General features: G+C 69.9%; 23 protein-coding genes. 12 read left to right on the forward strand and 11 right to left on the reverse strand.

What is annotated here, in order from left to right:
- Positions 1-149: 149 nt before the first annotated feature.
- Both mshA and ACTVZO_RS23470 read left to right on the forward strand, forming a co-directional pair.
- Positions 150-1,535 carry a D-inositol-3-phosphate glycosyltransferase gene (gene mshA / locus ACTVZO_RS23465; RefSeq protein WP_443300258.1) on the forward strand — a complete coding sequence of 462 codons (1,386 nt, stop codon included), beginning with the start codon at positions 150-152 and terminating at the stop codon, positions 1,533-1,535.
- On the forward strand, positions 1,528-2,016 hold the full coding sequence (locus tag ACTVZO_RS23470; protein ID WP_443300259.1) for a YbjN domain-containing protein: 489 nt from the start codon (positions 1,528-1,530) through the stop codon (positions 2,014-2,016). The genes mshA and ACTVZO_RS23470 overlap by 8 nt, the downstream gene beginning before the upstream one ends.
- Here ACTVZO_RS23470 and ACTVZO_RS23475 read toward each other — a convergent pair.
- Positions 1,988-3,352 carry an MDR family MFS transporter gene (locus ACTVZO_RS23475; protein ID WP_443300260.1) on the reverse strand — a complete coding sequence of 455 codons (1,365 nt, stop codon included), beginning with the start codon at positions 3,350-3,352 and terminating at the stop codon, positions 1,988-1,990. The two genes, ACTVZO_RS23470 and ACTVZO_RS23475, sit on opposite strands and share 29 nt — an antisense overlap.
- A gap of 151 nt (positions 3,353-3,503) precedes the next feature.
- On the opposite strand from ACTVZO_RS23475, the gene ACTVZO_RS23480 reads away from it, so the two are divergent.
- Entirely contained in the window at positions 3,504-4,265 is a 762-nt protein-coding gene (locus tag ACTVZO_RS23480) for a phosphoglyceromutase (RefSeq protein ID WP_361759427.1), read from the forward strand.
- Between the two features lie 78 nt (positions 4,266-4,343).
- Here the strand turns inward: ACTVZO_RS23480 and ACTVZO_RS23485 are convergent, their stop codons facing one another.
- The 5 genes from ACTVZO_RS23485 to ACTVZO_RS23505 form a co-directional block, all read right to left on the reverse strand.
- On the reverse strand, positions 4,344-5,579 hold the full coding sequence (locus ACTVZO_RS23485; protein ID WP_443300261.1) for a tyrosine-type recombinase/integrase: 1,236 nt from the start codon (positions 5,577-5,579) through the stop codon (positions 4,344-4,346).
- A 386-nt stretch (positions 5,580-5,965) separates the two neighbouring features.
- Positions 5,966-6,202, reverse strand: a complete 237-nt coding sequence (locus ACTVZO_RS23490; RefSeq protein ID WP_443300262.1) for a helix-turn-helix transcriptional regulator — start codon at positions 6,200-6,202, stop codon at positions 5,966-5,968.
- A 250-nt stretch (positions 6,203-6,452) separates the two neighbouring features.
- A complete protein-coding gene (locus tag ACTVZO_RS23495; protein WP_443300263.1) occupies positions 6,453-8,105 on the reverse strand; it encodes an ATP-binding protein in 1,653 nt (550 codons plus the stop codon).
- On the reverse strand, positions 8,102-8,875 hold the full coding sequence (locus ACTVZO_RS23500; RefSeq protein WP_443300264.1) for an HNH endonuclease: 774 nt from the start codon (positions 8,873-8,875) through the stop codon (positions 8,102-8,104). The genes ACTVZO_RS23495 and ACTVZO_RS23500 overlap by 4 nt, the downstream gene beginning before the upstream one ends.
- Entirely contained in the window at positions 8,872-9,789 is a 918-nt protein-coding gene (locus ACTVZO_RS23505; RefSeq protein WP_053679338.1) for a sigma factor-like helix-turn-helix DNA-binding protein, read from the reverse strand. The genes ACTVZO_RS23500 and ACTVZO_RS23505 overlap by 4 nt, the downstream gene beginning before the upstream one ends.
- Positions 9,790-10,003: 214 nt before the next feature.
- Between ACTVZO_RS23505 and ACTVZO_RS23510 the strand changes: the two genes are divergently transcribed.
- From ACTVZO_RS23510 to ACTVZO_RS23520, 3 genes are all read left to right on the forward strand, one after another.
- Positions 10,004-10,336, forward strand: coding sequence for a GntR family transcriptional regulator (locus ACTVZO_RS23510; RefSeq protein WP_443300265.1), 333 nt, complete (start codon positions 10,004-10,006; stop codon positions 10,334-10,336).
- Between the two features lie 161 nt (positions 10,337-10,497).
- Positions 10,498-11,745: an XRE family transcriptional regulator gene (locus ACTVZO_RS23515; protein WP_443300266.1), complete on the forward strand. Its 1,248-nt coding sequence runs from the start codon at positions 10,498-10,500 to the stop codon at positions 11,743-11,745.
- A 238-nt stretch (positions 11,746-11,983) separates the two neighbouring features.
- Positions 11,984-12,541, forward strand: a complete 558-nt coding sequence (locus ACTVZO_RS23520; RefSeq protein WP_443300267.1) for a hypothetical protein — start codon at positions 11,984-11,986, stop codon at positions 12,539-12,541.
- Between the two features lie 1,400 nt (positions 12,542-13,941).
- Here the strand turns inward: ACTVZO_RS23520 and ACTVZO_RS23525 are convergent.
- The 4 genes from ACTVZO_RS23525 to phoU form a co-directional block, all read right to left on the reverse strand.
- A complete protein-coding gene (locus tag ACTVZO_RS23525; RefSeq protein ID WP_443300268.1) occupies positions 13,942-14,163 on the reverse strand; it encodes a YozE family protein in 222 nt (73 codons plus the stop codon).
- A gap of 559 nt (positions 14,164-14,722) precedes the next feature.
- On the reverse strand, positions 14,723-16,312 hold the full coding sequence (locus ACTVZO_RS23530; protein ID WP_443300269.1) for a hypothetical protein: 1,590 nt from the start codon (positions 16,310-16,312) through the stop codon (positions 14,723-14,725).
- A gap of 195 nt (positions 16,313-16,507) precedes the next feature.
- Positions 16,508-16,657 (reverse strand): hypothetical protein, encoded by a 150-nt coding sequence (locus ACTVZO_RS23535; protein ID WP_167344738.1) that lies wholly within the window; start codon positions 16,655-16,657, stop codon positions 16,508-16,510.
- Between the two features lie 112 nt (positions 16,658-16,769).
- Complete coding sequence (phoU, locus tag ACTVZO_RS23540; protein ID WP_112449136.1) at positions 16,770-17,447, reverse strand: phosphate signaling complex protein PhoU; 678 nt, start codon at positions 17,445-17,447, stop codon at positions 16,770-16,772.
- A gap of 214 nt (positions 17,448-17,661) precedes the next feature.
- Here phoU and ACTVZO_RS23545 point away from each other — a divergent pair, with 214 nt between their 5' ends.
- Together ACTVZO_RS23545 and ACTVZO_RS23550 are read left to right on the forward strand one after the other, a co-directional pair.
- The gene (locus ACTVZO_RS23545) at positions 17,662-18,900 is read left to right on the forward strand and encodes a sensor histidine kinase (protein WP_443300270.1); all 1,239 of its coding nucleotides are present in this window, start codon (positions 17,662-17,664) and stop codon (positions 18,898-18,900) included.
- A complete protein-coding gene (locus tag ACTVZO_RS23550) occupies positions 18,897-19,577 on the forward strand; it encodes a response regulator transcription factor (protein ID WP_030387286.1) in 681 nt (226 codons plus the stop codon). The genes ACTVZO_RS23545 and ACTVZO_RS23550 overlap by 4 nt, the downstream gene beginning before the upstream one ends.
- Positions 19,578-19,656: 79 nt before the next feature.
- Here the strand turns inward: ACTVZO_RS23550 and ACTVZO_RS23555 are convergent, their stop codons facing one another.
- Positions 19,657-20,358 (reverse strand): DUF461 domain-containing protein, encoded by a 702-nt coding sequence (locus ACTVZO_RS23555; RefSeq protein ID WP_443300271.1) that lies wholly within the window; start codon positions 20,356-20,358, stop codon positions 19,657-19,659.
- A 207-nt stretch (positions 20,359-20,565) separates the two neighbouring features.
- Here ACTVZO_RS23555 and ACTVZO_RS23560 point away from each other — a divergent pair, with 207 nt between their 5' ends.
- The 4 genes from ACTVZO_RS23560 (at position 20,566) to ispF (ending at position 23,131) form a co-directional block, all read left to right on the forward strand.
- Positions 20,566-20,751, forward strand: a complete 186-nt coding sequence (locus ACTVZO_RS23560; protein WP_443300272.1) for a hypothetical protein — start codon at positions 20,566-20,568, stop codon at positions 20,749-20,751.
- Positions 20,752-21,067: 316 nt separating this feature from the next.
- Entirely contained in the window at positions 21,068-21,550 is a 483-nt protein-coding gene (locus tag ACTVZO_RS23565; RefSeq protein WP_003953493.1) for a CarD family transcriptional regulator, read from the forward strand.
- Positions 21,551-21,852: 302 nt separating this feature from the next.
- Positions 21,853-22,599: a 2-C-methyl-D-erythritol 4-phosphate cytidylyltransferase gene (gene ispD / locus ACTVZO_RS23570; protein ID WP_443300273.1), complete on the forward strand. Its 747-nt coding sequence runs from the start codon at positions 21,853-21,855 to the stop codon at positions 22,597-22,599.
- Positions 22,589-23,131 carry a 2-C-methyl-D-erythritol 2,4-cyclodiphosphate synthase gene (gene ispF, locus ACTVZO_RS23575; RefSeq protein WP_443300274.1) on the forward strand — a complete coding sequence of 181 codons (543 nt, stop codon included), beginning with the start codon at positions 22,589-22,591 and terminating at the stop codon, positions 23,129-23,131. Before ispD ends, ispF begins: the two co-directional genes overlap by 11 nt.
- The last annotated feature ends 93 nt before the right edge of the window (positions 23,132-23,224 follow it).

Raw genomic sequence — 23,224 nt, forward strand, 5'->3', positions numbered from 1 at the left:
TCCGGCCACCCCGGAATGCGCGGGACGGCCATCCGGGTTGCACTCCATGCAGGGCGCCCGGCGCGCCCCTGTCGGCATGCCCGGCAGCCGTCCGAGTGGCGGCCCCGCGGCGTCCCGTCCCGTGTCGTCGAGCGAGAGGAACTGCTCCCTTGAGCCAGTACGTGTCCCGCCTCGGCGGCAGCCTCACCGGCCGCCTCTCGGCCACCCGCGTCGTCACCCGGCACGAGCCGCCGCGACTGCGCCTGCCGGCCGTCGGCCACCACCGCAAGCCGCGCCGCGTGGCCATGCTCAGCGTCCACACCTCGCCGCTGCACCAGCCCGGTACGGGCGACGCCGGCGGAATGAACGTCTACATCGTGGAGCTGGCCAAACGCCTCGCCGCGATCAACATCGAGGTCGAGATCTTCACCCGGGCCACCGCCGGCGGCCTGCCGCCCGTGGTCGAGCTGGCCCCCGGGGTCCTCGTACGGCACGTGGACGCGGGCCCGTACGAAGGCCTCGCCAAGGAGGAGCTGCCGGCCCAGCTGTGCGCCTTCACGCACGGCGTGATGCAGGCCTGGGCCGGCCACCGCCCCGGCTACTACGACCTCGTGCACTCCCACTACTGGCTCTCCGGCCACGTCGGCTGGCTCGCCGCCGAGCGCTGGGGCGTCCCGCTCGTGCACGCCATGCACACCATGGCCAAGGTCAAGAACGCCGCGCTGGCCGAGGGAGATACGCCCGAGCCCGCCGCCCGCGTCATCGGCGAGACCCAGATCGTGGCCGCCGCGGACCGGCTGATCGCGAACACCGCCGAGGAGGCCGGCGAACTCGTCCGGCACTACGAGGCCGACCCCGGCAAGGTCGCCGTCGTGCACCCCGGTGTGAACCTCGACCGCTTCACCGTCGGCGACGGCCGGGCCGCCGCCCGCGCCCGCCTCGGCCTGCCGCAGGACGCCGTCATCCCGCTCTTCGCCGGACGGATCCAGCCGCTGAAGGCTCCCGACATCCTGCTGCGGGCCGTCGCCGAGCTCGTCGACCGGGACCCCTCGCTGCGCGGCCGCCTCTTCGTCCCCGTCGTCGGCGGGCCCAGCGGCAGCGGCCTGGCCAAGCCGGAGGGTCTGCAGAAGCTCGCGGCGAAGCTGGGCATCGCCGATCTCGTGCACTTCCACCCGCCGGTGGGCCAGGACAGCCTCGCCGACTGGTTCCGCGCGGCGTCCGTGCTGGTCATGCCCTCGTACAGCGAGTCCTTCGGGCTGGTCGCCATAGAGGCGCAGGCCACCGGCACGCCGGTGCTCGCCGCCGCGGTCGGCGGACTGCCCGTCGCCGTCGACGACGGGGTCACCGGCATCCTCGTACCCGGCCACGATCCGGTGGACTACGCGCGTGAGCTGCGGCGCTTCGTGGACGACCCGTGGCTCGCCGACCGGATGGGCGCCGAGGCCGCGCGCCACGCGCAGTTCTTCGGCTGGGACACGGCCGCCGGCGGCACGGCGGAGGTGTACACCGCGGCGATGCATGATCACCGCCGTCGCGTACGCTCCCACCATGGCTGACACCGCCGAGATCATCGAGGCCACGCTCGCCGGCGCCGAGCTGAGCTGGGAGAGCCCCGAGCCGGGCTCGTACGTCGTCCGGCTGCCCGGTACCCGCAAGCTGAGCACCACCTGCTCGCTCCGGGTCGGCCGGCATTCGCTGTCGGTCAACGCGTTCGTGATCCGCCACCCCGACGAGAACGAGGCCGGCGTGCACCGCTGGCTGCTGGAGCGCAACCTCAAGCTGTACGGGCTGGGCTACGCCGTGGACCGCCTCGGCGACGTCTACCTGACCGGCCGGCTACCGCTCGCCGTGGTCACCCCGGAGGAGCTGGACCGGCTGCTCGGCACGGTCCTGGAGGCGGCGGACGGCGCCTTCAACACCCTCCTGGAGCTCGGTTTCGCCGGGGCGATCCGCCGCGAGTACGAGTGGCGCGTCTCCCGCGGCGAACCGACCCACAACCTTGACGCGTTCAAGCACCTGACGCAGCCGTCGGCCTGACCTCGGCGGGCCCGGCTCCCGCGACTTCCGGGGCCACGGCTTCCGCGGCCACGGCTTCCGGGGCTTCGGCTTCCGGGGCTTCGGCTTCCGGGGCGACCGGCCCCGGCACCGGCACCGGCGCCGTCCCCGCTTCCTGCGGGAGGCCGCGCATCAGCAGCCAGTACCCGAGCGCGGCGACGGTCCCCAGGACCGCCGTCGACCCCCACAGCCATCCCGCGCCGAACCGGTCGATGACCCCGCCCGCGAGCAGCGGCGCGATCAGCGAGGCCACCGCCCAGGACATGGTGTACATCCCCTGGTAGCGGCCGCGGCCGTGCAGCGGGGAGAGCCGCGCGACCAGGCCCATCTGGGTGGGCGAGTTGATGATCTCGCCCAGCGTCCACACGCAGACGGTCAGCGCCAGCACCCCGAGCGAGCCGCCGAACGCCGTCAGCCCGAACCCGTACCCGGCCAGCAGCGCCGAGACCACGAGCAGTCTCTGCGGGTCGCGGTGCTCGATGAACCGGGTGACCGGGATCTGCAGCACCACGATCATGACGCCGTTCACGGCGGCGACCAGCCCGTAGTCCCCGGTGGAGAAGCCCGCGGTGCCCATCGCCAGCGGCAGCCCGAACGACCCCTGCATGAAGATCAGCGAGATCAGGAACGACAGCCCGACCACCGCCATGAAGCGCCCGTCGCGCACCACCGCGCCCAGCCCGATCTCGGACTCGTCCGCCGCCGTGGCCGCGTCGCCCTTCTCGGGCCGCGATTCGGGCAGCTTCACGAAGACGAGCAGCGCGCACACCAGCGTCAGCGCCGCCTCGCCGAGGAACCCGGCCAGGTAGCTGTACTCGGCGATGAAGCCGGCAACCGTCGCGGAGATCGCGAAGCCGAGGTTGATGGCCCAGTAGTTCAGCGCGAAGGCCCGTACCCGGTCCTCGGGGCGGACGATGTCGGACAGCATCGCCTGCACGGCGGGCCGCGAGGCGTTGGAGGCCATGCCGACGAGCAGTGCGACGGCCGCGATCGCCGCCGGGTGCTCCATGAAGCCGAGCAGCGCGACCGACAGGGCGGTCGCGACGTTCGCGGCCATCAGCGTGGGCCGGCGCCCGAGCCGGTCGGTCATCACCCCGGCGACGAGCGAGGAGATCACGCCGCCGAGCCCGTGCAGGGCGACCACAAGTCCCGCGAAGGAGGCCGAGTAGCCCCGGTCCAGGGTCAGGTACAAGGTCATGAATGTCGCGACGAAGGCCCCGAGCCGGTTCACCAGGGTGCTCGTCCACAACCACCAGAACGCGGGCGGCAGACCCGACACGCTCTCCCGGGCGGCCCGTCTCAAACTGGCAGCGGACATAAGGGATCCCCCCGGCGATGTAAGTGTCTCCTCGGTGATCCGCACGTTACGAGTGGCGGTCTGCCGGCGCCAGTCAATTGACGTCCGGTGTCAATCGACGGCCCCGGACGCCGCGCGCGAGCGCCCCGCCCCGTCCATTAGGCTCGTACGCATGGCCGACGCACCGTACAAGCTGATCCTCCTCCGCCACGGCGAGAGCGAGTGGAACGCGAAGAACCTGTTCACCGGCTGGGTGGACGTCAATCTCAACGAGAAGGGCGAGAAGGAGGCGGTCCGCGGCGGTGAGCTGCTCAAGGACGCCGGCCTGCTCCCCGACGTGGTCCACACGTCCCTCCAGAAGCGCGCGATCCGCACCGCGCAGCTCGCCCTGGAGTCCGCCGACCGCCACTGGATCCCCGTCCACCGCTCGTGGCGCCTGAACGAGCGCCACTACGGCGCCCTCCAGGGCAAGGACAAGGCCCAGACCCTCGCCGAGTTCGGCGAGGAGCAGTTCATGCTGTGGCGCCGTTCGTACGACACCCCGCCGCCGGCCCTCGAGGACGGTACGGAGTTCTCCCAGTCCGAGGACCCGCGCTACGCGACGATCCCGCCGGAGCTGCGCCCGAAGACGGAGTGCCTCAAGGACGTCGTCGTCCGCATGCTGCCGTACTGGTACGACGGCATCGTCCCGGACCTCCTCGCCGGCCGCACCGTCCTGGTCGCCGCGCACGGCAACAGCCTGCGCGCCCTGGTCAAGCACCTGGACGGCATCTCCGACGCGGACATCGCGGGCCTGAACATCCCGACCGGCATCCCGCTCGCCTACGAGCTCGACGCCGACTTCAAGCCCCTCAAGCCGGGCGGCACCTACCTCGACCCGGACGCGGCCGCGGCCGCGATCGAGGCGGTCAAGAACCAGGGCAAGAAGAAGTAAGAAAAGCGATCATGCCCCTGACCTGCGCACACGGCGCAGATCAGGGGCATTCGTTTGTCCTGGGCCCACTGTGGGCCCTCAGAGTGTGGGACCGCCAGGCCGCAGAGCCCTGCCGAGAGCCTCCCGCGCGCGGTCCCTGCTGCTCGGCATGAGATGGGCATAGACCTTCAGCGTGAGTCCTGGATCCGAGTGCCCCAGATACTCGCTCACGGCCTTGATGCTCTCTCCCACGTCCAGCAGCACGGACGCGTAGAAGTGCCTCAGCGCGTGCATGCCGTGCTCCCGCGCGGCGGCGTGCTCACGGCTCTTAGCCGCGGGGATGACCCCGACCTTGGCGAGCGCGGGCTTCCAGTGGTCCTCGTTCACCGACGTGCGCCACAGGTGGCCGCCCTGCGGGCCGGTGAAGATCAGACGCTTCGTGACGGGCTGGCCGCCGGCGCGCATCCAGGGCAGCGTGATCTCCACGGGTGGGAAGAGCTTCATGTGCGCCTTGAGCGCGTCCACCACGGGGTCCGGCAGCGGTACGTCCCGCAGTTTGCCGCCCTTCGGCGGGGCGAACACGGGGACGCTCAGGCTCTGCTTGAGCTGCTGGACGACGTGCAGTGTGCCGTTGTCGAAGTCGAGTTCCTCGACGGACAGCCCCAGGATCTCGCCCTGCCGCAGCCCGCATCCGGCGCCCACGTCCACCATGGGCTGGAACCGCTCGACAAGGGCGCCCCGCACGGCAAAGACCCGTTCCGGCTGCCAGGGGGCCACACGGCGCGCACCCATTTCCGGGAGCGCCACCGTGCGCGAGTTGCAGGGGTTCCGGGGCAGGCAGCCGTCCTCGACGGCCGCGCTGAGGACGGCGCGCACGTTGGAGAAGATGACGCGGGCGTAGGAGCCGGACATGCCGGAGGCTTCAAGCTGCGTCACAAACTCACGGATGTGGCTGGGCTGGAACGAGCCCAGCGGACGGTCCCCGATCCGCGGGAAGGCGTGGAGCTTGAGCTGTGACGTCATCGACGCTCGTGTGTTCGGGTCGCCGCTCTGGCTCGCCAGCCACTTCTCCGCGAACTCCTTGAAGGACGTCCGGGCCGCGCTCGGATCGATGTACTGGCCGCGCGCGACGTCGGCGCTGATGGTGCTGAGCCACTGCTCGGCGAGGCGCTTCTGCCCGTCCTCGAAGGACTTGGACTTCCGCTTGCCGTCGGGGGCGAAGTAGCGCGCCCGGTAGCGCATGCCGGTGCCGTGGCGCTCGGTCTTCACTCGGGTGGTCTTGCCGTTGCCGTCGGTCTCGGTCCTGAACCAACGGTCTTGGATGCTTCCTGCCATGTCAGACGGTTCCTTCGATGAGGTTGGCGACTTCGGTCGCGGACGCGGCTCAGGGAGGCAGGGGCGGGCTGACCAGGCGCCTTCCTGGGGGCTTTCCGGGGGTGCTGTGGGTGTGCCTCCCTGCCTCCCTGAGGGGGTATTCGGGCAGGTCAGACAGAGGGAGGCGGGTCAGGGAGGCAGTCAGGGAGATCTCCCTGACTCCCTGGGCTGATGGCCGTTCCGGGGGTGTTCGAGTGGAGGTCAGCCATGACACCGAGGCCGGGTGTCAGGGGTGTCAGCGCTTGGTGTCAGACGGGGTGTCTGACGCGTCAGACACCCCTCGCGCGTGCCTATGACCCGGGTTTCGGGCGGTCCTTCTGTCAGACGCGTCTGACGCGTCAGGGCTGTCAGGCGACTTCGCGGTCGGTCTGCTCGTGGATCCAGGCCTGGACGGCGGCGGGGTCGTAGCGGATGTGTCGGCCGACACGGAATCCGGGCGGGCCGGTGCGCTTCTTGCGCCAGCCGTAGATGGTCTCGATGGGGACGACGAGCATGGAGGCGAGGTCTTCGGGGGGCAGGTACCGGTCGGGGAGTCCGGCGCGAAGGATCGCGCGGGGGCCGTTGTCCGGGCTGTTGGCGGGCATGGGCGGGGTGACTCCTCGTGTCCGTGGCGGCGTGCTGAGGGTCGGTGCGGTCGCGGTCCTAGAGAGTTGCTGCATCGCAGCGTCCATAGCGCCCGAGCGTCCGCAGCGTCTCTATCTGTGCAGGTCGGACGCGGTTTTCTGGGTGGACGCTGGTACGGACGCTGCGGGCGCTGGCGGGGGCTAGCGTCCGCAGGGGCTGACGTGCCCGGGCCGCTGGTGCGCGGCCCGGTCCGGGGCTGATCCGGCGGTGTCAGTGCTGCTCAGGGATAGTGCGGCCTTGCCCGAGTGATGCCACTTCGGGCCAGAGCGGGTCTTGCGGGGGTGTGGACGCTTCGGGCGGTGCGGGGTCGATGCGGGAGAGGACGAGTAGGCGGTGACGGTGCCTGTCCTGGCTACGTTGCGTGTCGTCCACGGCCACCCCGATCGACCGCAGGAGCGGCGCGAGCCGTTTGATGCGCCCACTGGCCCGGGTGGCGTCCTTGGGCCAGCCCTGCGGCCGGAACCCCCCGGGGAGCGGGAGTTGCTCCAGGAGCTGGGCGGCGGTCCCGCTCCAGGTCCCGCACTCCTCCACGAGGGTGGCCACGGCCGTGCCGAAGGGGTCGCCCTCGAGCGCGTCCCCGGCGACGTTCGCTGAGGTGGCGAGGTAGGAGTCCAGGGTGTGCCACTCCTGGACCTGGTCGACGGCCGCGAGGACGCGGGCGAAGTCGGCCATGCGGGGCATGGACTCCAGCTTGATGTCGGGCAGGACGGCGAGGACGGCCGCCAGGAGGTCGAACAGGGCGCCCAGGACGGCGGGGCGGACTGCATCGAAGGCGGCGTCGAGTTCCTCCTCGGTGCGGCGCTGGTCCTCCTCGATGAGCTGCAAGTCCAGCATGAGGAGGCGCTCTGCGAGGTCCCCGGCCAGAGCTCCGGCGTCGATGGTGGTCATGGCGAGGACCCGCCGGAAGGAGAGCACCACCACGTCGTCATCGGTGTAGAGGGCGCGGTCCACGATCCCGTCGCCGGTCACGGCCTTGCACAGGGTGTCGGACAGCCACGGCGGGATCGTGCTGATGTTGTCCAGGCACAGGGCCCAGGAGTTGAAGGCTTGAGCCGACCATGCCTTGACGTCCCGGGGCTGGCTCCGCTTGCTGGCTGGGGAGGGGTCGATGAGGTTGACGACCATCTGCGCGGTCTTCGACTTCCCCGTGCCCTGTTCGCCCTTGAAGGTGATCACCGGGTGCGGGATGTAGGGGATCCAGGCCGCGACGAGCCATCCGACGAGCTGGTGGAAGGTGGGCGCGTCCATGTTCAGCAGGGCGTGGAGCTTGGCCAGGCCGTCGCCGTCCAGGACCGGGGCGGGCATGGGCGCCATGGCGCCGGATCGGCGGAACAGGATCGGGGAGCGGTCCACGATGTGCCAGCCGCCGGCCGACACGGTCACCGCCCGGCCGTCCGCGCCGCCCAGGTCCACGACGATGCCGCTCGGGCCGCCGCCCACCCGCAGGTCCACAGGCGCTGGGTCGTCCTTCTCGGCGACTCCCTCAAGGACCATCATGGCGTCGGCGAGGGCGGACTGTGAGGCGACGTCGCCGTCGTAGGTGTCGGCGTACTTCCGGGCGAGACGCTGGCGCAGTCCGGCCCGGCCGCGGAGGGGGAGCGCGATGTTCGGCCCGTCGATCGCGACCGCGTACGGGCGGCCGTCGGTCGAGGTGACGAACGTGTACCCCTCGCGGGCCAGGGAGACGAGCCGGGCGGCGGCCGAGGGCTTCTTGTCTTTCCCCTCACCGGTGTTCACCGTGGACGGCCGCGGCGCCGTGCGGGCCTCGTGCGGGATGTGCGGATCGGCCGTGTGGGGCTGTGCGGGAGCGTGCGGATCGGGCGTGTGGACGTGATCGTTCACGGCGTTCATCGGAGCGTTCACGCCGACTCCCTTCGGGGCGGACGGATGGACTCGTGCGGGTTGAAGCAGAGGCGCGTGCGGGTCGATCGATCGGCCTCCCGCGTACCCCGTGACCTGCGCCGGACGGACTCCTGAGCGCGCTCGTGAGCATCAGGAAGGTGTGCGTGAGCACGGTGAGCGCCCGGGTGAACAGCCGACCGTCCACCCGACTCCACAGCCGTGCGGTCGGCCGTCTCATGGACGGGAGCGTGAGCGTCGTGAACGAGATCGTGAGCACCGTGAACGTCCTGGTGGACGGTCGACCGTCCACCCGACTCCAGGGCGGTCCGGTCGGCCGATTGACGGGCGTGCGCCAGTCGGGCCAGCAGCGCCCAGCAGCCCTGCGTGAACACGGTGGTGGACGCGTGAGCATCCACTCGATCCACCGTGCGTCCACCCGACTCGACCGGCGCGGATCCGGTGGTCGGGGTGGTCGATCGCTCGAGGGTGGAAGGCGGGTGAATGTCGGGGTGGACGATCGAGGCGTCCACCCCGTCCACCACGTGGATGAGCACCAGGGCGATCAGCAGCGGGAAGCGATCGGCCTTGGCGTGGTTGCACGGTCGGCAGGCCAGGACGAGATGACCGGCCGACCAGGTGCGCAGGAGGTGGTACGGCACGACGTGGTCGAGGGTGGCGTGCCGCAAGTGGGTGAACGGGGCCAGGCAGTAGGTGCAGTGGGCCCCGTCGCGGACGGCGAGCTGGAACTTCCGCGCTCGCCGCCGGCGTGCGTTGAGCTGGTGGGTCCTCACGCCGCCACCGTCATGTCGTCTGCGTTCAGGGCACGCAACGACTTGGCGCACGCGCCCAGTACGGGCAGCACCTGGTAGCGCGGCACCCCGAGCTTCCGGGAGACGTCCGTGATGTTGAGGCCCTGCCCGACGTGGAGCAGCAGAGCGCGCCGGGAGACCTCGTCCATCCGCAGCAGGGCTGCCTGCTGGGCGGCGCTCATCCGGTTCAGCTCGTCCCGCTCCCAGCGAGGCAGCGTCTCCACCGCGACGGGCTCACCCGACAGCTCCGGGTTGTCGATCTGCAGGAGCAACAGTGCCGTTTCCACCAGTCGGTTGGCCGTGGGGTAGCTGCACCCGACGTGCTCCGCGACGAGCCGCATGTTCATGCCCTCCAGCCGGAGCAGGAGCGCCTGACGCTCCCGTTCCGGGAGGGCGGCGACCATCCTGTCCAGGTAGGCCGGGAGGATCGTTCGCACGCACTCGCTGGACACCAGCGGGCACAGCCAGTTGCAGACGACCGGATCGCTCCAGTCCACCGGGCCCTCACCAGCCATGCCCCGGCGCAGGTGCTGGTGGATCTGGGTCTTGACCTGTGCGAACAACAGGATGCGCCGGTCGTCCTCGCTCAGCGGCTTCGGTCCCATGAGCGGCTTGGTGGTCTCCCGGGCCACGGCCACCCACGTCTCCTGGACGATGTCCTCCGCCAGCGTGACGGCCTCCGAGCGGCGCATCCCACGGTTCATCAGCTTGCGCTGCGCGTAGCTCTCCAGCCGCCCGCCACCGAACTCGGCGTAGAGGGCAGCCAGGCGCTCCGACTGCTCGGGCGTCAGCGGGATGATCTCCCCGTTCTGTAACTTCCGGCCACCAGGGCCGTTCCCCGTCGGCCCCGTGGTGATGGCGCGGTCAGCGATCCGCTTCGTGAGAGTTCCAGGCATGATGGATACACCCTTCAGTGGGTCGGGGAGCGGCTGACTGCTTGGCGGTAGGTGGCCGCTCCCTGCATGAATCCTGGCTTTGACCAGGGCTTTTCTGCTTTCCGGTGGCCCTTTCGAGCGCCCCAGCTATTGACTAGCGTGCACTAGTGCACGCTAGTCGTCAAGGGTCGTGGAGTGGCGTGCACTAGTTCGCTCTGGTGGGTACGCTCAGTGCATGACAGCTACGGGAGGACCCAAGTCGAAAGCCGCCCAAGTTGCCGACGCGCTGCGGGCGGAGCTGAAGTCGATGCGTCCCGGCGAGAGGCTTCCTACGCAGAGGGAACTGGTTGAGCGCTTCGGGTACGCCGGCCAGACCATCCAGAACGGCCTGGCCATCCTGCGCGCTGAAGGGGCGATCATGTCTGCGGGCAACCTCGGGAACTTCGCTGCTGGCGGTGCAGGGCAGGGCGATAAGCCGGACGAGATCAAGGAAATCCGCTCCCAGATTCAGGCGTTGGCTGAACGCGTCGCAGAGCTGGAATTGCGATGCGGCGCTGGTGGTGCTTGATCTGTAACCAGCCTGCTGTGTCGGGGTGTTGATCCGTAAGTGACAGCAAAGTGACAGCTCGTCAGGCGGTGGGGACTCCCGCCAAGTCCCCTGGCTGTCCCCTTGCGTGTCCCCAGGGGTGACAGGCAAGACTCGCGTTAAGCACTCGGGAGAGAGGGCACATGGGCGACGACAGGCCTGCATGGGCACGACGGATGGCGGCAGAGCGTGCGGCTCGGGACTGGTCGCAACGAGACGCGGTAAGGGCTCTTCGAGCCCATGCCCCAAGCGAGCTTCCTTCCGACGACAGCCTGATCCGTCAGTGGAAGCGCTGGGAGTCAGGCGCCACCCCGAACGACTTCTACCGTCCCGTCATCGCGGCTCTGTTCGGCACCGTGACGCACGCGCTCTTCCCGGCGCCCGCGAGGAGGGACGGGGAGCGGGAGATCATGGAGGCGAGCGGCATGGAGACCTTGGAGATCGTAAGTCGGCTCAATCGCTCCGATGTCGACAACGCGACGCTGGACGCGCTGCGGATCACGACCGACCGGCTGTGCTCTGAGTACCCGTTCATGCCCAGTGCCCAGCTCCTCATTGAGGGCCGTGCGTGGCTGCGGCGCGTGGTCGACCTTCACTCGAAGAGCCTCACACTGGCCCAGCACCGCGAGGTACTCGCGCTCTCGGGCTGGCTCGCCCTGCTTGTTGGCTGTGTCGAGTACGACTCTGGCCAGCGCCACGCGGCCGAGTCGACCCGCCGCGCCGCGCTCTCCATCGCCACCGAGTCCGACCATGGTGAGGTTGCGGGGTGGGCCCATGAAATGCGTGCCTGGTTCGCTCTTACGACCGGCGATTACCGCGGCGTCATCGCGGCGGCTCAAGCGGGGGCCGAGGTTGCGGAACACCACGGCGTCGCCGTCCAGCTCGCTGCGCAGGAAGCGAAGGCGTGGGCGCGGCTCGGAGACCGGCGGCAGGTCGAGGTAGCTCTCGACCGTGGCCGGCGCATGCTCGAAGGGATGCCGCCCCCGCAGAACCTCGACAACCACTTCGTAGTGGACCCGGCCAAGTTCGATTTCTACGCGATGGACTGTTATCGGCTGGTGGGCGAGGACAAGCTCGCGAGCACCCTCGCTGAGGAGGTACTCCGCGCGGGGACGGACTTCGACGGGACGGAGCGGGCGCCTATGAGGAACGCGGAGGCTCGCGTCACGCTCGGGGTGACGGCCGCCCGAGAGGGTGACCTTGAGGGAGCCCTCATCATGGGTGAACGTGCACTCCAGGGTGACCGGCAGTCGGTGCCGTCACTCATCATGACCAGTCGCGAACTCGCGGCGGAGATGAAGCGCCGGTACAGCCCCGAACCGGCGGCTCAGGACTACCTCGCCAACCTGCGGACGCTGGGACAGGAGAACCCGGGGTTCCTGCCTGGCTAGCGCGTTGTGCTGGGCCCTGAAGCCCCCGGTTTCGGGGCTTCGTTGTGCACGGCCAGCTGGTTCCCTCGCTCGAACGTCAGATCGTGATTGCTCTGGCGTGAGCTGCCCGAGATTTTGTAGTGAGCTTTACGCAGCTTCAGTGACTGGTGAAAGCTACACGGCCACGCCTCACCCGCTCCGCTGCAACGCACTCCCAAGGTATAGAAGCCACACTAATCGCCAGAGGGAGAGAAATCGGATGGGCTCCACACGAACCGCGCTCGCAGCCGCCGCGGCACTTCTCACGCTCGCCGGACTCGCTACCACCGCGCACGCCGACGATCACGGGCGAGACCACGGCGAGAACGTCTGCTTCATCCGCGTCGAAGGCAGCCACAATCACAACGCCTGCGGCAGCATCAAGTACGGCGACAACGCGACCACGGGCAGCGGACAGGCCGTGGCGCTGAGAGGACTTGCCTCACCCTCTTGCACGACGCGGCCAACTCTGGGGATCGTCGCCATCAGCGGAGCCGCCCAGGCCGCCACATTTTTGTCGGCGACTCCCTCCTCTCTACTCGTCCCTCCGGCTTCTACTGACCCGCTCGGCAACGCACCTGCCACCTTGACGTTCGACAACGGAAATTGCACAGGCGCAACCGGATTCATCGAATACGTGAATGAAAACGATCACTGGGTTTTTCCCGTCTCCATTACTCCGCAAGGAGTAATTTCGGCTGGCACGTGCGAGACCGGTAGCGGCACCACCTGCTCCCAGGTCGGCGGTTCGGTCTTCCTGTCCGGCCCTCAGGGCTAGTTCAAGTCCTAATGATCTTGCATTTGTCAAGGTCGGGGCCTTGTGGGCCCACACCTGGACGGTCCGCCGGCGGTAGTGCAGGGCCGCCTCGCAGGCGCATCTGCGCAGGTGGCCGCATTGCCCGGGATTCCGAGCCCCGCCGAGCCGGGGAGATGCACAGACCGACCCCCAGAGACTTGGTGCCCGAACAGCGGTGACTCATCAGCTGACGATTTGCAATCACCCAAGCACGGACCTTGACCGAAGTGGGGGCCGGGGAGGGCGCCACCGGCAGTCGCCGCGGCATGACGAACGCCCCGCTGCCCCTTCGGATACCGGGGTTTCGTCTATCCGTTGCTAGTCGCTAGTTCCCAGGTCAGGGGCCCTTCAAGTGCTAGGACTGGTGCTAGACCTAGCGGCACCTGTTGCTAGACCTAGCACCCGTTTCGGGGGCTTTGCGAGCCGGAGAAGGAGCTAGAAGGAGCGGCCTTCGGCCGCCGACCCCCTGGCAGCTCGCTGCGCTCGCGCTCGCCGCTCAGTGGGGCATGGCCATGTGGACGACTGGCGGGACGCCATGGGTGTGGCGCCCCCGCGTCATGCCTCATTGCACGTGACGGCCTGGCCGGTCTCGGTGCCTTGGACCTGCGTGACTCTGGCGTCACGGCTACCGTGACGCCCGTGACGCCGGGCCTCCTTCCGATGCGCCGTGGGGCGGTTACTGGTTACCGGTTACCGGTCGCGTGGACGCCGGTTCGCGCTGTTCAGGTGGGGTGAGGGACGACGTCGTGGGCCTGTAACCGGTAACCGCGTCCGATGTCTCTGACTCTTTTTTTGATCTCCCTGCCGTCGCGCGCTGGCAGCCGTGTGGAAAAGGCCACCTGGCCGCGCCTTGGTGGCCTCTTCGTCGCGATGCCGAGCCAGGTGGGGGGCGAGCGTCCAAAGGGGCTTTCCCTGGGGACGGCTTTGATCTGCGGTGATGCTCTTAGTCGGGGGTGGGCGCTGCGGACACTGCGGACACTGTCGGACGCTAGCCAATTCTCTTAGCGTCCGCACGATTCGTGCAGGTCAGAGCAGAGCGAGAGCGTCCAGCGGACGCTGCGGACACTGTCTTCCCTCAACTCTCTAGGACGCAGGTGCCCCCGGCTAAGAGCTGCATGTCTCCCGTGACGCCGACGGCTCTACAGGTGGCTGCGGCCGTCTTCTCTGGAGAGCTGTCGTTGCCTGCGACTGGAGAGGCCTTCCAAGGGCGCGGGCGCCCCGACCCGCCCTCTTGGAAGGCCCCCTCCACGCGGCTCTTCAACTGGGTAGTGGGGTGCCCGCCCCACTACCCAGTAGGCGCCCAGGTGGGGCGGCAGCTTTCCGCAGCCACAGGCAAGAGGAGCACCCCCGGCGTCGGCGGGCGTGCTCCTTTTGCCTGTGTGTCACCGCTCCTGCTGAGCCTCGTAGAGCTCCCACGCACGTTCCAGGGTCTCCACCGCAGCGGGGATCGCGCCCCGCTCCTCCAGATACTCCCGTTGGCCGCTGAGTTGCCGCCGACCTGGCCAGTCGGGATCGGCAGCGACATCACGGGCCAAGTCACCGATCGCGCTCTGATCCTTCGCGTGCGTCTTCAACCACGATGTGAAGCCCTGGATTCGACTCATTCCGACATCGTTCCACCACCGCGGCGGCGCGGTGGGGAAACGGCAATCCCCAAGCCCACCCCCAGAAGCGCTTCTCTTTGGTAAGCCCGAATGCGAACCGGTATCCGCCACGCTCCCGGAGTCGCGCTGGCGGGGCGCCGGTGGGTCGCCGCCCGGAAGGCGGTTCTTCCTGTCCTTGTCGCTTGTCGCCTTAAGCCCCAACTGCTGTCCGGTGCGATGCCGCTCAGCCGTGACCTGGCGAAACAAGGCCGACAAGCGACAAGCGACAAGCGACAAGCCGCTACGTGGGCGGCGGGACTGTAGGCCGGCACCGGCCGGGGCCCCGTTCCTAGGCCCTCTCTGGGCCCTGCGAGGGTGACCGGGGGCGACGGACAACGACCAATGACGACCGCTCGGCAGCAGGTCAGGCGGGGTGTGCGGGCCTCTGACCAGGGCGGGAAAACGGGCCCGCCAGACCCAGGGCAAGAAGTAACACCCGAAGCGATCGAGCCCCTGTCCCGCACGCACGGTGCGGGGCAGGGGCTTCGTGCTGCTCAGGTCCTGCCGTGGGCCTGTGCGGTCACTCGTTGTCGTAGTAGCCGAAGATGTCGACGACCAGGTCGGCCGGGTCCCAGCCCTGGTGCCAGAAGTCGACGATGCCGTGCCGGCCGGCGCTCGCCTGGACCAGGTTGCCGACGGTCCTGCCCGCGGTCCAGTTCAGGGTGGAGGACACCGGACGCTCCGGGGTGACGGCGGTCTTGTCGTAGTACTCCATGCTGGAGTTGGGGTCCGGAGCGACCGACAGGAACCCCGCGCCGCGCGTGTTGGTGACCGCGGTGTTCAGCACCCAGGCCTCCTGCTGCGTGGAGAAGGCCTGCCAGAGGTAGTCGCGCGCGGGCCACGGCCCCTTGGACCAGATCTCCCGCGTGTCGGTCAGCCGGACGGGCGTGACCGGTACGTAGGCGACGGCGCTCGAGGTCCTGTACGCGCCGACCAGCTCCACGATGACGTCCGACGGGGCCCAGGAGCCGTTGCGGACGGTGATCTCGCCGTCCTTGCCGACCGGCACGATCACCGAGTTGGCGACCGTCTGCCCGGCCGTGAAGTTCACGCTGGACGTGGCGGGCGCCGCCTGCCCGGCCGGGTGCACGGTCAGGTGACCGGCCTCCTGCGGGTTGGTGGCCGTGACGTTCAGCGCGACGGCGGTGGCTCCCGGTTCGGCCACCTTGACGGTGAAGGACCCCTGGCCGGCGACCGGACCGCGCTGCGTGCCGGTCCCGTAGCGGGTGTCGACGACCCGGACCGGCGCCTGCGGGACGTACCCGGAGGCCTCCTGCCGGTCGAAGTGCCCGGTGACGTCCGCGATCAGATCGACCGGCTCCCAGCCGCCGTTGTACAGCTCGACGTAGCCGTCCGCGCCGACCTGCGCGATCACCAGGTTCGGGACGGTCTGACCGGCCTCGAAGTTGATGTTCGACGAGGTCGGCCGCGTGGTGCCCGAGGCGAAGACGTTGAGGTGACCGCCGCCGGTGGTGTTGGTGGCGGTCACGTTGAGCGCGACGGCGGTGACCCCGGTGGGGATGCCGCCGTTCCCCGCCACCTTCAGGCGGATCGACGAGTACCCCTGGACCTTGCCCTTGACCGCGCCCGTGCCGTCGCGGGTGTCCAGCAGGCGGGTGGGGCCGTACGGGGTGAACTCCGAGCCCAGTGTCCTGACCCGGACCTCCTTGGTGTCCTGCGTTCCGAGGACCGGATCGACGACGGTCGCCTTGATGGTGTACTCGCCGAGCTCCTTGTAGATGTGCTTGGTCCGCGTCTCCGAGGAACCGGAGGCCACCACCGTCTCCGTGGCCCCGTCACCCCAGTCGATGACGGTGTCCAGCGGAGGGGTGCCCCTGCCCAGCGAGGTCGTCAGCTCGAAGCCGTGCGCCGACGAGTTGCGGGCGCTCAGGAACAGACTCGGCTGCGCGCTGCCGGCGGCGGTGCTGGTGAAGGTCTCGAAACCCGCCGCCAGACCTGATGCCGGACCTGCTGCCGGACCAGTCGCCGGACCTGCTGCCGGACCAGTCGCCGGACCAGCCGCCCGCGCGGCGGGCGTGACCGGATCAGCGGCCTGAGCCGTGCCGGGTATGAAACCGATGCTTGCCGCCACGACGGCGGCAGCGGACATGGCGAATCGACGATTGCGCACCAAACCCCCCGATTTTTCTGCGTTTTGAACGCGCTCAGTATGAGCTCGCCCAAGCCTACCGAGGGCCTTCCCGCAGTTGGCGGGGCAGGGGTTGACCGCCGACCGCGCACACGAGGGCCCCGTCCACACCGCTCGGGCGGGACGGGGCCCTCGGAGTACTGACGGCGGCGGGGATCAGCCGCCGCACTGGCACGGCGCGCCGGACTGGCATCCGCAGCCGCAGCCCGAGCCGCAGCCGCACGCTGCGAGCAGCGGGAGGCGCAGCGGCTCCGGTCGGGGCGGCTGCTCCTGTTCCGGTGTGATGGGGACGGGGGAATCGGGCATGGTTCCTCCTCGCGCAGGCGGCGTACGGGCCGCCGTACGACGGACCGCCTCGCCTCATTCATGCCCAGCCACACCGGCGCGTCAACGGCGCATTGGGGCTCACGCCCGTGCGTCAGACGCCCTCGACCTGGGTCGGCGGCTGGAGCTCGTCCGCGTGCTCGCCCGTCACCAGGTACACCACGCGCTTGGCCACCGACACCGCGTGGTCGGCGAAGCGCTCGTAGTAGCGGCCCAGCAGCGTCACGTCGACCGCCGTCTCGATGCCGTGCTTCCAGCGGTCGTCCATCAGGTGCTGGAACAGCGTGCGGTGCAGCTGGTCCATCTCGTCGTCGTCCTGCTCCAGCTGGAGCGCGAGGTCGACGTCCTTGGTGATGATGACCTCGGCGGCCTTCGCCATCAGGCGCTGCGCCAGCTGACCCATCTCCAGGATGGTGGCGTGCAGGTCCCGCGGCACGGCCGTGTCCGGGAAGCGCAGCCGGGCGAGCTTCGCCACGTGCTGGGCCAGGTCGCCGCTGCGCTCCAGGTCCGCGCTCATGCGCAGCGAGGTCACGACGATGCGCAGGTCGGTGGCGACCGGCTGCTGCCGGGCCAGCAGGGCGATCGCCCGCGCCTCCAGGTCGTGCTGGAGGTCGTCGACCTTCTGGTCCGCGGCGATGACGCTCTCGGCGAGCTTCAGGTCGGCGTCGAGCATGGACGTCGTGGCCCGCCCGATCGCGGAACCGACCAGCCGGGCCATCTCGACCAGGCCCTCTCCGATCGAGTCCAGTTCCTCGTGGTACGCGTCACGCATGTCTGGTGTCCCTCTCTTGACCTACAGCACTACTGCCCGGGGGCCGGCCGGGGCGGCCGCTGGCCCCACGTTGACACGGTGAGCCGTAAACGCGTCCGACTCCGGCATCACAAATGAATCAACCCCGTCGCCAGGGTGAACTCTGGGCGACGAGTGTTCGAGGTGGCACCCGAACGGCTGTGGAAGTGTCGTCGTGCCTGCTTAACCTGGATGCATGGACGTGAACGCGGCGGTCGCCGCAGCTGCAGCGATCGCCGGTCTTTGCACCGGTGTGATCGCGATGCTGGCGTTCCGCTGGAGCGAGCGCGACCAAGCCCGCCCCACCCGGAGCTCCATGCGCCCCGACATCAACGCGGTGCTCCCGCCCGGCGTGGACACCGTCCTCTCCGTGCTCCGCTCCTCCGCCGTCGTGCTCGACGAGGGCGACGCGGTGGTCAAGGCCAGCTCGGCGGCGTACGCCCTGGGCCTGGTCCGCGGCGGCAAGCTCGCCGTCGAACCCATGCTCCACATGGCCCGCGACACCCGCCGCGACGGGGAGATACGCCAGGTCGAGCTGGACCTGCCCCGGCGCGGCACCGGCCGCGGCGAGGCCCTCGCCGTCTCGGCGCGCGTGGCCCCGCTCGGCTCCCGCCTGGTGCTCCTCCTGGTCGAGGACCTCACCGAGGCCCGCCGCATCGAGGCCGTACGCCGCGACTTCGTCGCCAACGTGTCCCACGAGCTTAAGACCCCGGTCGGAGCGATCTCGCTGCTCTCCGAGGCCGTCATGGACGCCGCGGACGACCCCGAGGCGGTCAGCCGCTTCGCCGGCCGCATGCAGATCGAGGCCACCCGCCTGATCAACCTCGTGCAGGAGCTCATCGACCTCTCCCGGGTGCAGAACGACGACCCGCTGGAGGACGCCGAGCCCGTCCGCGTGGACACGCTGGTCGCGGAGGCGATCGACCGCTGCCGCCACACGGCCTCCTCCAAGCAGATCACCATGGCCGCGGGCGGCACCGCCGACCTGCGCGTCTGGGGCAACCGCGGACAGCTCGCGGCAGCCCTCGGAAATCTGGTCGAGAACGCCGTCAACTACAGCCCCGCCCGCACCCGCGTCGGCATAGCCGGGCGCAGGGTCGCGGCTCCCGGGGGAGACTTGATCGAGATCGCCGTGACCGACCAGGGCATCGGCATCCCGGAAAAGGACCGCGAGCGCATCTTCGAGCGCTTCTACCGCGTGGACCCGGCCCGCTCCCGCGCCACGGGAGGCACGGGCCTCGGCCTTGCGATCGTGAAGCACGTGGCCGCCTCGCACGGTGGGGAGGTGTCGGTGTGGAGCTCGGAGGGCCAGGGCTCCACGTTCACGCTGCGACTCCCCGAAGCGGCCGCGCCGGCCCCGGCGACGACCCCCGCACCCGCCCCACCCCTGACTGAACCAGCAACAGCCATTCCTGCCCCGGAGGTCCTTCCGTGACCCGAGTGCTCGTCGTCGAGGATGAGGAATCATTCAGCGACGCCCTGTCCTACATGCTCCGCAAGGAGGGCTTCGAGGTCGCCATCGCCGCGACCGGGCCCGACGGGCTGGACGAGTTCGAGCGCAACGGCGCCGACCTCGTCCTCCTCGACCTGATGCTCCCCGGCCTGCCCGGCACGGAGGTCTGCCGGCAGCTGCGCGGCCGCTCCAATGTCCCCGTGATCATGGTGACCGCGAAGGACAGCGAGATCGACAAGGTCGTCGGGCTGGAGATAGGAGCCGATGACTACGTCACGAAGCCCTTCTCCTCGCGGGAGCTGGTCGCCCGCATCCGCGCGGTCCTGCGCCGCCGCGGCGAGCCGGAGGAGGTCACCCCGGCGGCCCTGGAGGCGGGCCCCGTACGGATGGACGTCGACCGCCACGTGGTCACCGTCGCCGGAGGGAAGGTGGACCTCCCGCTGAAGGAGTTCGACCTGCTGGAGATGCTGCTGCGCAACGCGGGCCGCGTACTGACCCGCATGCAGCTGATCGACCGGGTCTGGGGCGCCGACTACGTCGGTGACACCAAGACCCTGGACGTCCACGTCAAGCGCCTGCGCGCCAAGATCGAGCCGGACCCGGGCGCGCCGCGCTACCTGGTCACGGTGCGCGGCCTGGGCTACAAGTTCGAGCCGTAAGCCGACGGTGCACGTCGCAGGGATGTGGGAAGGGCCCCGGTCGTCGATGCGACCGGGGCCCTTCCCTCGTGCGATGTGCTCAGTGGCCCGCGGCGTGCGAGGCCGTGCCCGAGGGGGTGCCCGCGGGGGTCCCCGACGGGGTGCCGGACGGCGTGCCCGCGGGGGTGCCGGACGGCGTGCCCGCGGGGGTGCCGGACGGGCTGCCCGAGGGGCTGCCGGACGGAGTGCCCGCGGCGCTGCCCGAGGGGGTCGGGCCCGCGGCCGGGGGCGCGGTCGGGCCGTAGCCCGCGTACATGCCGGTGGCCGGGACCACGAAGGCCTGCAGGCCGACGTCGCCGGTGCTGCTCAGCTGGAAGACGATCTCCTGGACGTCGCCGTCCTTGGGGCCTTCGGCACCGTTCTCGATCGTGGCGGACGGGTTGCCCTTGCCGCCCAGCACCACGGAGCCGCCGGCCGGCACGATGATCTTGCCGGTGCCCGTGGCCGCCTTCAGTACGACCTTGCCCTTGCCACCCGGGAGGGTGATGCCGTCAAGCGTCTGCTCCTTGGTGCCCGAGTTGAAGACCGTCGCGGAAACGGCGGCCGGGCCCTTCTTTTCCTTCGCGCCCTGGCTGATCACCAGTGCGTTCTGGACCTTGATGTCGCCCTTGGTGACGGCGGCGTTGTCCGGCTTGATCCGGAGGGTCTCCGCGTCGTTGCCCGCTGCGCATGCGGCCAGCGAGGCGATCGAGAACACGACGGCGGTGGCGGCGAGGGCGCCGCGTCGAAGGCTGCGGCTCACGGCGGCGGCAACTCCTTGGACGTACGGAACGGGAGGGTGGGCTCCCTTGGGAACGGCCGAGGTAAAGCCGCTCTAAGGGTGTGTCAGCGGGCCTTAGGTTACCGAGCCGCCGCCCCGCCCCCGCACCCGACCCTCCGCAGTACGGCGCCCGCCCTGCCGGGGGTCCGCGCCCACTCCCGCGATCTCGTAATCCGCAGGCCGGTCACGGTGTCGATCACGGTGTCGATCACGGTGTCGATCACCGGGCCGATCACCGGGCCGATCGTGGAGCGATCACCGAGCCGATCACCACGCCGTTCACGCGGCGATCACACACCGATCATGTGGCACCGCATATCGCGAGACGCACGCCCGGTGATCAATTCCGGGATTCCGCCGGACCCCGCCGCGTGATCAATTCGGGATTGGGCCGGAACCGCTCCGCGCGGGCCGGCCGCCAGTCGAACGGAGTAGTTCGGTTTCCCGACTCGGAAACCGGCAAAACGGGACGTACCTCACACTGGCGGGGGAGCCGGACGGGTGTAGCGTGGCCCTTTCGCCCGGTCCGCACAGCACCCCCGACCTGCGAATACCCCCTTCCGGAAGCCCTCCGCAGCACGTTCGTGTCGCTGTTGTCAAGCCCTGAGATGTGCTCTGACCTGCGAAAACGCCATTCATAACAGTCGGTTCTCGTGTTACCCTGGATAGCCACGGAAGGGGTACCTGTCACATGACGTTCAAGGTTGGCGACACCGTGGTCTATCCCCATCACGGGGCCGCGCTGATCGAGGCCATTGAGACTCGTCAGATCAAAGGCGTGGACAAGACCTACTTGGTGCTCAAGGTCGCCCAGGGCGACCTGACGGTTCGTGTGCCTGCGGACAATGCGGAGTTCGTCGGTGTTCGCGACGTAGTCGGCCAGGACGGGCTGGACCGGGTCTTCGAGGTGCTCCGCGCACCGTATGCAGAAGAGCCGACGAACTGGTCCCGGCGCTACAAGGCAAATCTGGAGAAGCTCGCTTCTGGCGATGTCATCAAGGTCGCCGAAGTGGTGCGTGACCTGTGGCGTCGTGAGCGTGAGCGCGGGCTTTCCGCGGGTGAGAAGCGCATGCTCGCGAAGGCGCGCCAGATTCTGGTGAGCGAACTCGCGCTCGCCGAGAACACGAACGAGGACAAGGCCGAGGCCCTCCTCGACGAGGTGCTCGCGTCCTGACGCGAGACCCCGTACAGCAAACAGTGTTCATCAGAACAATGTGTACACAGTTGTGCCGCGGTGCCCGCTGACAAGGCCTCTCCTCCACGAGGGGCCTGTTGCCGGGCGCTGCGGCATGTCTGTACCCACACCTTCCGCACTCACACCGCACTCACGCCTGTTGAACCACCTCACTGGCGTGCCGGGCCCGGGCAGCCTGCTCGACCGGTCGTCACGGAAGGGGCGAGGGCGTCGCACCCGGCACCCTTCAGGCCATACCCATGTCGGCCGAAGTCACAAACCTGGCTCGGAGCTACCTACTGATGTCTGACGAAACGCGCCCCCACCGCACGGCCGCGGTGATCCCGGCCGCCGGCCGCGGGGTACGCCTCGGCCCCGGCGCCCCCAAGGCCCTGCGCGCCCTCGGCGGTATCCCGATGCTCGTCCACGCCGTCCGCGCGATGGCCCGCTCCCGCGCGGTCTCCCTCGTGGTCGTCGTCGCCCCGCCCGACGGAGCCGACGGCGTACGCCTCCTCCTGGACGAGCACGCGCTGCCCGAACGCACCGAGATCGTGGTCGTGCCCGGCGGGGAGACCCGCCAGGAGTCCGTACGCGCCGGTCTCGACGCCCTGCCGCAGGACGTCACCTCCGTACTCATCCACGACGCGGCCCGCCCGCTGGTCCCCGTCGACACCGTGGACTCCGTCGTCGAGGCCGTACGCGAGGGCGCCCCGGCCGTGGTGCCCGCCCTGCCGCTGGCCGACACCGTCAAGGAGGTCGAGCCCGGCAGGCCCGGCGAGCCCGAGCCGGTCGTCGCCACGCCCGAGCGGGCCCGGCTGCGCGCCGTGCAGACCCCGCAGGGCTTCGACCGCGCCACCCTCGTCCGCGCGCACGAGGAGATCGCCGTGGCCGGCGAGGGAGCCACCGACGACGCGGGCATGGTCGAGCGCCTCGGCGTCACCGTCTTCGTGGTCCCGGGCAACGAAGAGGCCTTCAAGGTCACCCGCCCCCTCGACCTGGTCCTCGCCGAGGCCGTACTCGCCCGCAGGAGGGCCACCGATGCGTACTAGCCCCACCGGCCCGGCCGGCGACGGCACGGGCGCCGCCCCCGCCCCCGCCCCCCTCCTGCCGCTCGTCGGCATCGGCACCGACGTGCACGCCTTCGAGGCGGGCCGCGAGCTGTGGTGCGCCGGACTGCTGTGGGAGGGCGAGGACGGCCTCGCCGGGCACTCCGACGGCGACGTCGCCGCGCACGCCGCCTGCGACGCCCTGTTCTCCGCCGCCGGCGTCGGCGACCTCGGCGCGCACTTCGGCACCTCGCGCCCCGAGTGGTCCGGAGCCGCGGGCGTCACCCTCCTGGCGGAGGCCGCCCGCATCGTGCGCGCCGAGGGCTTCGAGATCGGCAACATCGCCATCCAGGTGATCGGCGTCCGCCCGAAGATCGGCAAGCGGCGCGAAGAGGCGCAGAAGGCGCTCGCCGCCGCCGCGGGCGCCCCCGTGTCGGTATCCGGGACCACCACCGACGGACTGGGCCTCACCGGCCGCGCCGAAGGGCTCGCCGCCATCGCGACAGCCCTCGTGTACCGGACGAATCCCGCGTAGTGCCCCGTACGGAGACACTTCTTCCGCAACAAAGAGGCCCCCGCGTCCCCAAAGGGTCGCGGGGCACTGCTACAGGCGCACTACCCTGGATGC

This window comes from Streptomyces sp. IBSNAI002 (assembly GCF_052244475.1).
Taxonomy (GTDB): domain Bacteria; phylum Actinomycetota; class Actinomycetes; order Streptomycetales; family Streptomycetaceae; genus Streptomyces.

Coding starts and splice junctions, on each gene's coding strand:
- ispD (WP_443300273.1), top strand. CDS start 21,853: ATGTCTGACGAAACGCGCCCCCACCGCACGGCCGCGGTGATCCCGGCC.
- ACTVZO_RS23505 (WP_053679338.1), bottom strand. CDS start 9,789: ATGCCTGGAACTCTCACGAAGCGGATCGCTGACCGCGCCATCACCACG.
- ACTVZO_RS23520 (WP_443300267.1), top strand. CDS start 11,984: ATGGGCTCCACACGAACCGCGCTCGCAGCCGCCGCGGCACTTCTCACG.
- ACTVZO_RS23565 (WP_003953493.1), top strand. CDS start 21,068: ATGACGTTCAAGGTTGGCGACACCGTGGTCTATCCCCATCACGGGGCC.
- ACTVZO_RS23470 (WP_443300259.1), top strand. CDS start 1,528: ATGGCTGACACCGCCGAGATCATCGAGGCCACGCTCGCCGGCGCCGAG.
- ACTVZO_RS23525 (WP_443300268.1), bottom strand. CDS start 14,163: ATGAGTCGAATCCAGGGCTTCACATCGTGGTTGAAGACGCACGCGAAG.
- ACTVZO_RS23485 (WP_443300261.1), bottom strand. CDS start 5,579: ATGGCAGGAAGCATCCAAGACCGTTGGTTCAGGACCGAGACCGACGGC.
- ACTVZO_RS23475 (WP_443300260.1), bottom strand. CDS start 3,352: ATGTCCGCTGCCAGTTTGAGACGGGCCGCCCGGGAGAGCGTGTCGGGT.
- ACTVZO_RS23515 (WP_443300266.1), top strand. CDS start 10,498: ATGGGCGACGACAGGCCTGCATGGGCACGACGGATGGCGGCAGAGCGT.
- ACTVZO_RS23480 (WP_361759427.1), top strand. CDS start 3,504: ATGGCCGACGCACCGTACAAGCTGATCCTCCTCCGCCACGGCGAGAGC.
- phoU (WP_112449136.1), bottom strand. CDS start 17,447: ATGCGTGACGCGTACCACGAGGAACTGGACTCGATCGGAGAGGGCCTG.
- ACTVZO_RS23530 (WP_443300269.1), bottom strand. CDS start 16,312: ATGTCCGCTGCCGCCGTCGTGGCGGCAAGCATCGGTTTCATACCCGGC.
- ACTVZO_RS23490 (WP_443300262.1), bottom strand. CDS start 6,202: ATGCCCGCCAACAGCCCGGACAACGGCCCCCGCGCGATCCTTCGCGCC.
- ACTVZO_RS23510 (WP_443300265.1), top strand. CDS start 10,004: ATGACAGCTACGGGAGGACCCAAGTCGAAAGCCGCCCAAGTTGCCGAC.
- ACTVZO_RS23545 (WP_443300270.1), top strand. CDS start 17,662: ATGGACGTGAACGCGGCGGTCGCCGCAGCTGCAGCGATCGCCGGTCTT.
- ispF (WP_443300274.1), top strand. CDS start 22,589: ATGCGTACTAGCCCCACCGGCCCGGCCGGCGACGGCACGGGCGCCGCC.
- ACTVZO_RS23535 (WP_167344738.1), bottom strand. CDS start 16,657: ATGCCCGATTCCCCCGTCCCCATCACACCGGAACAGGAGCAGCCGCCC.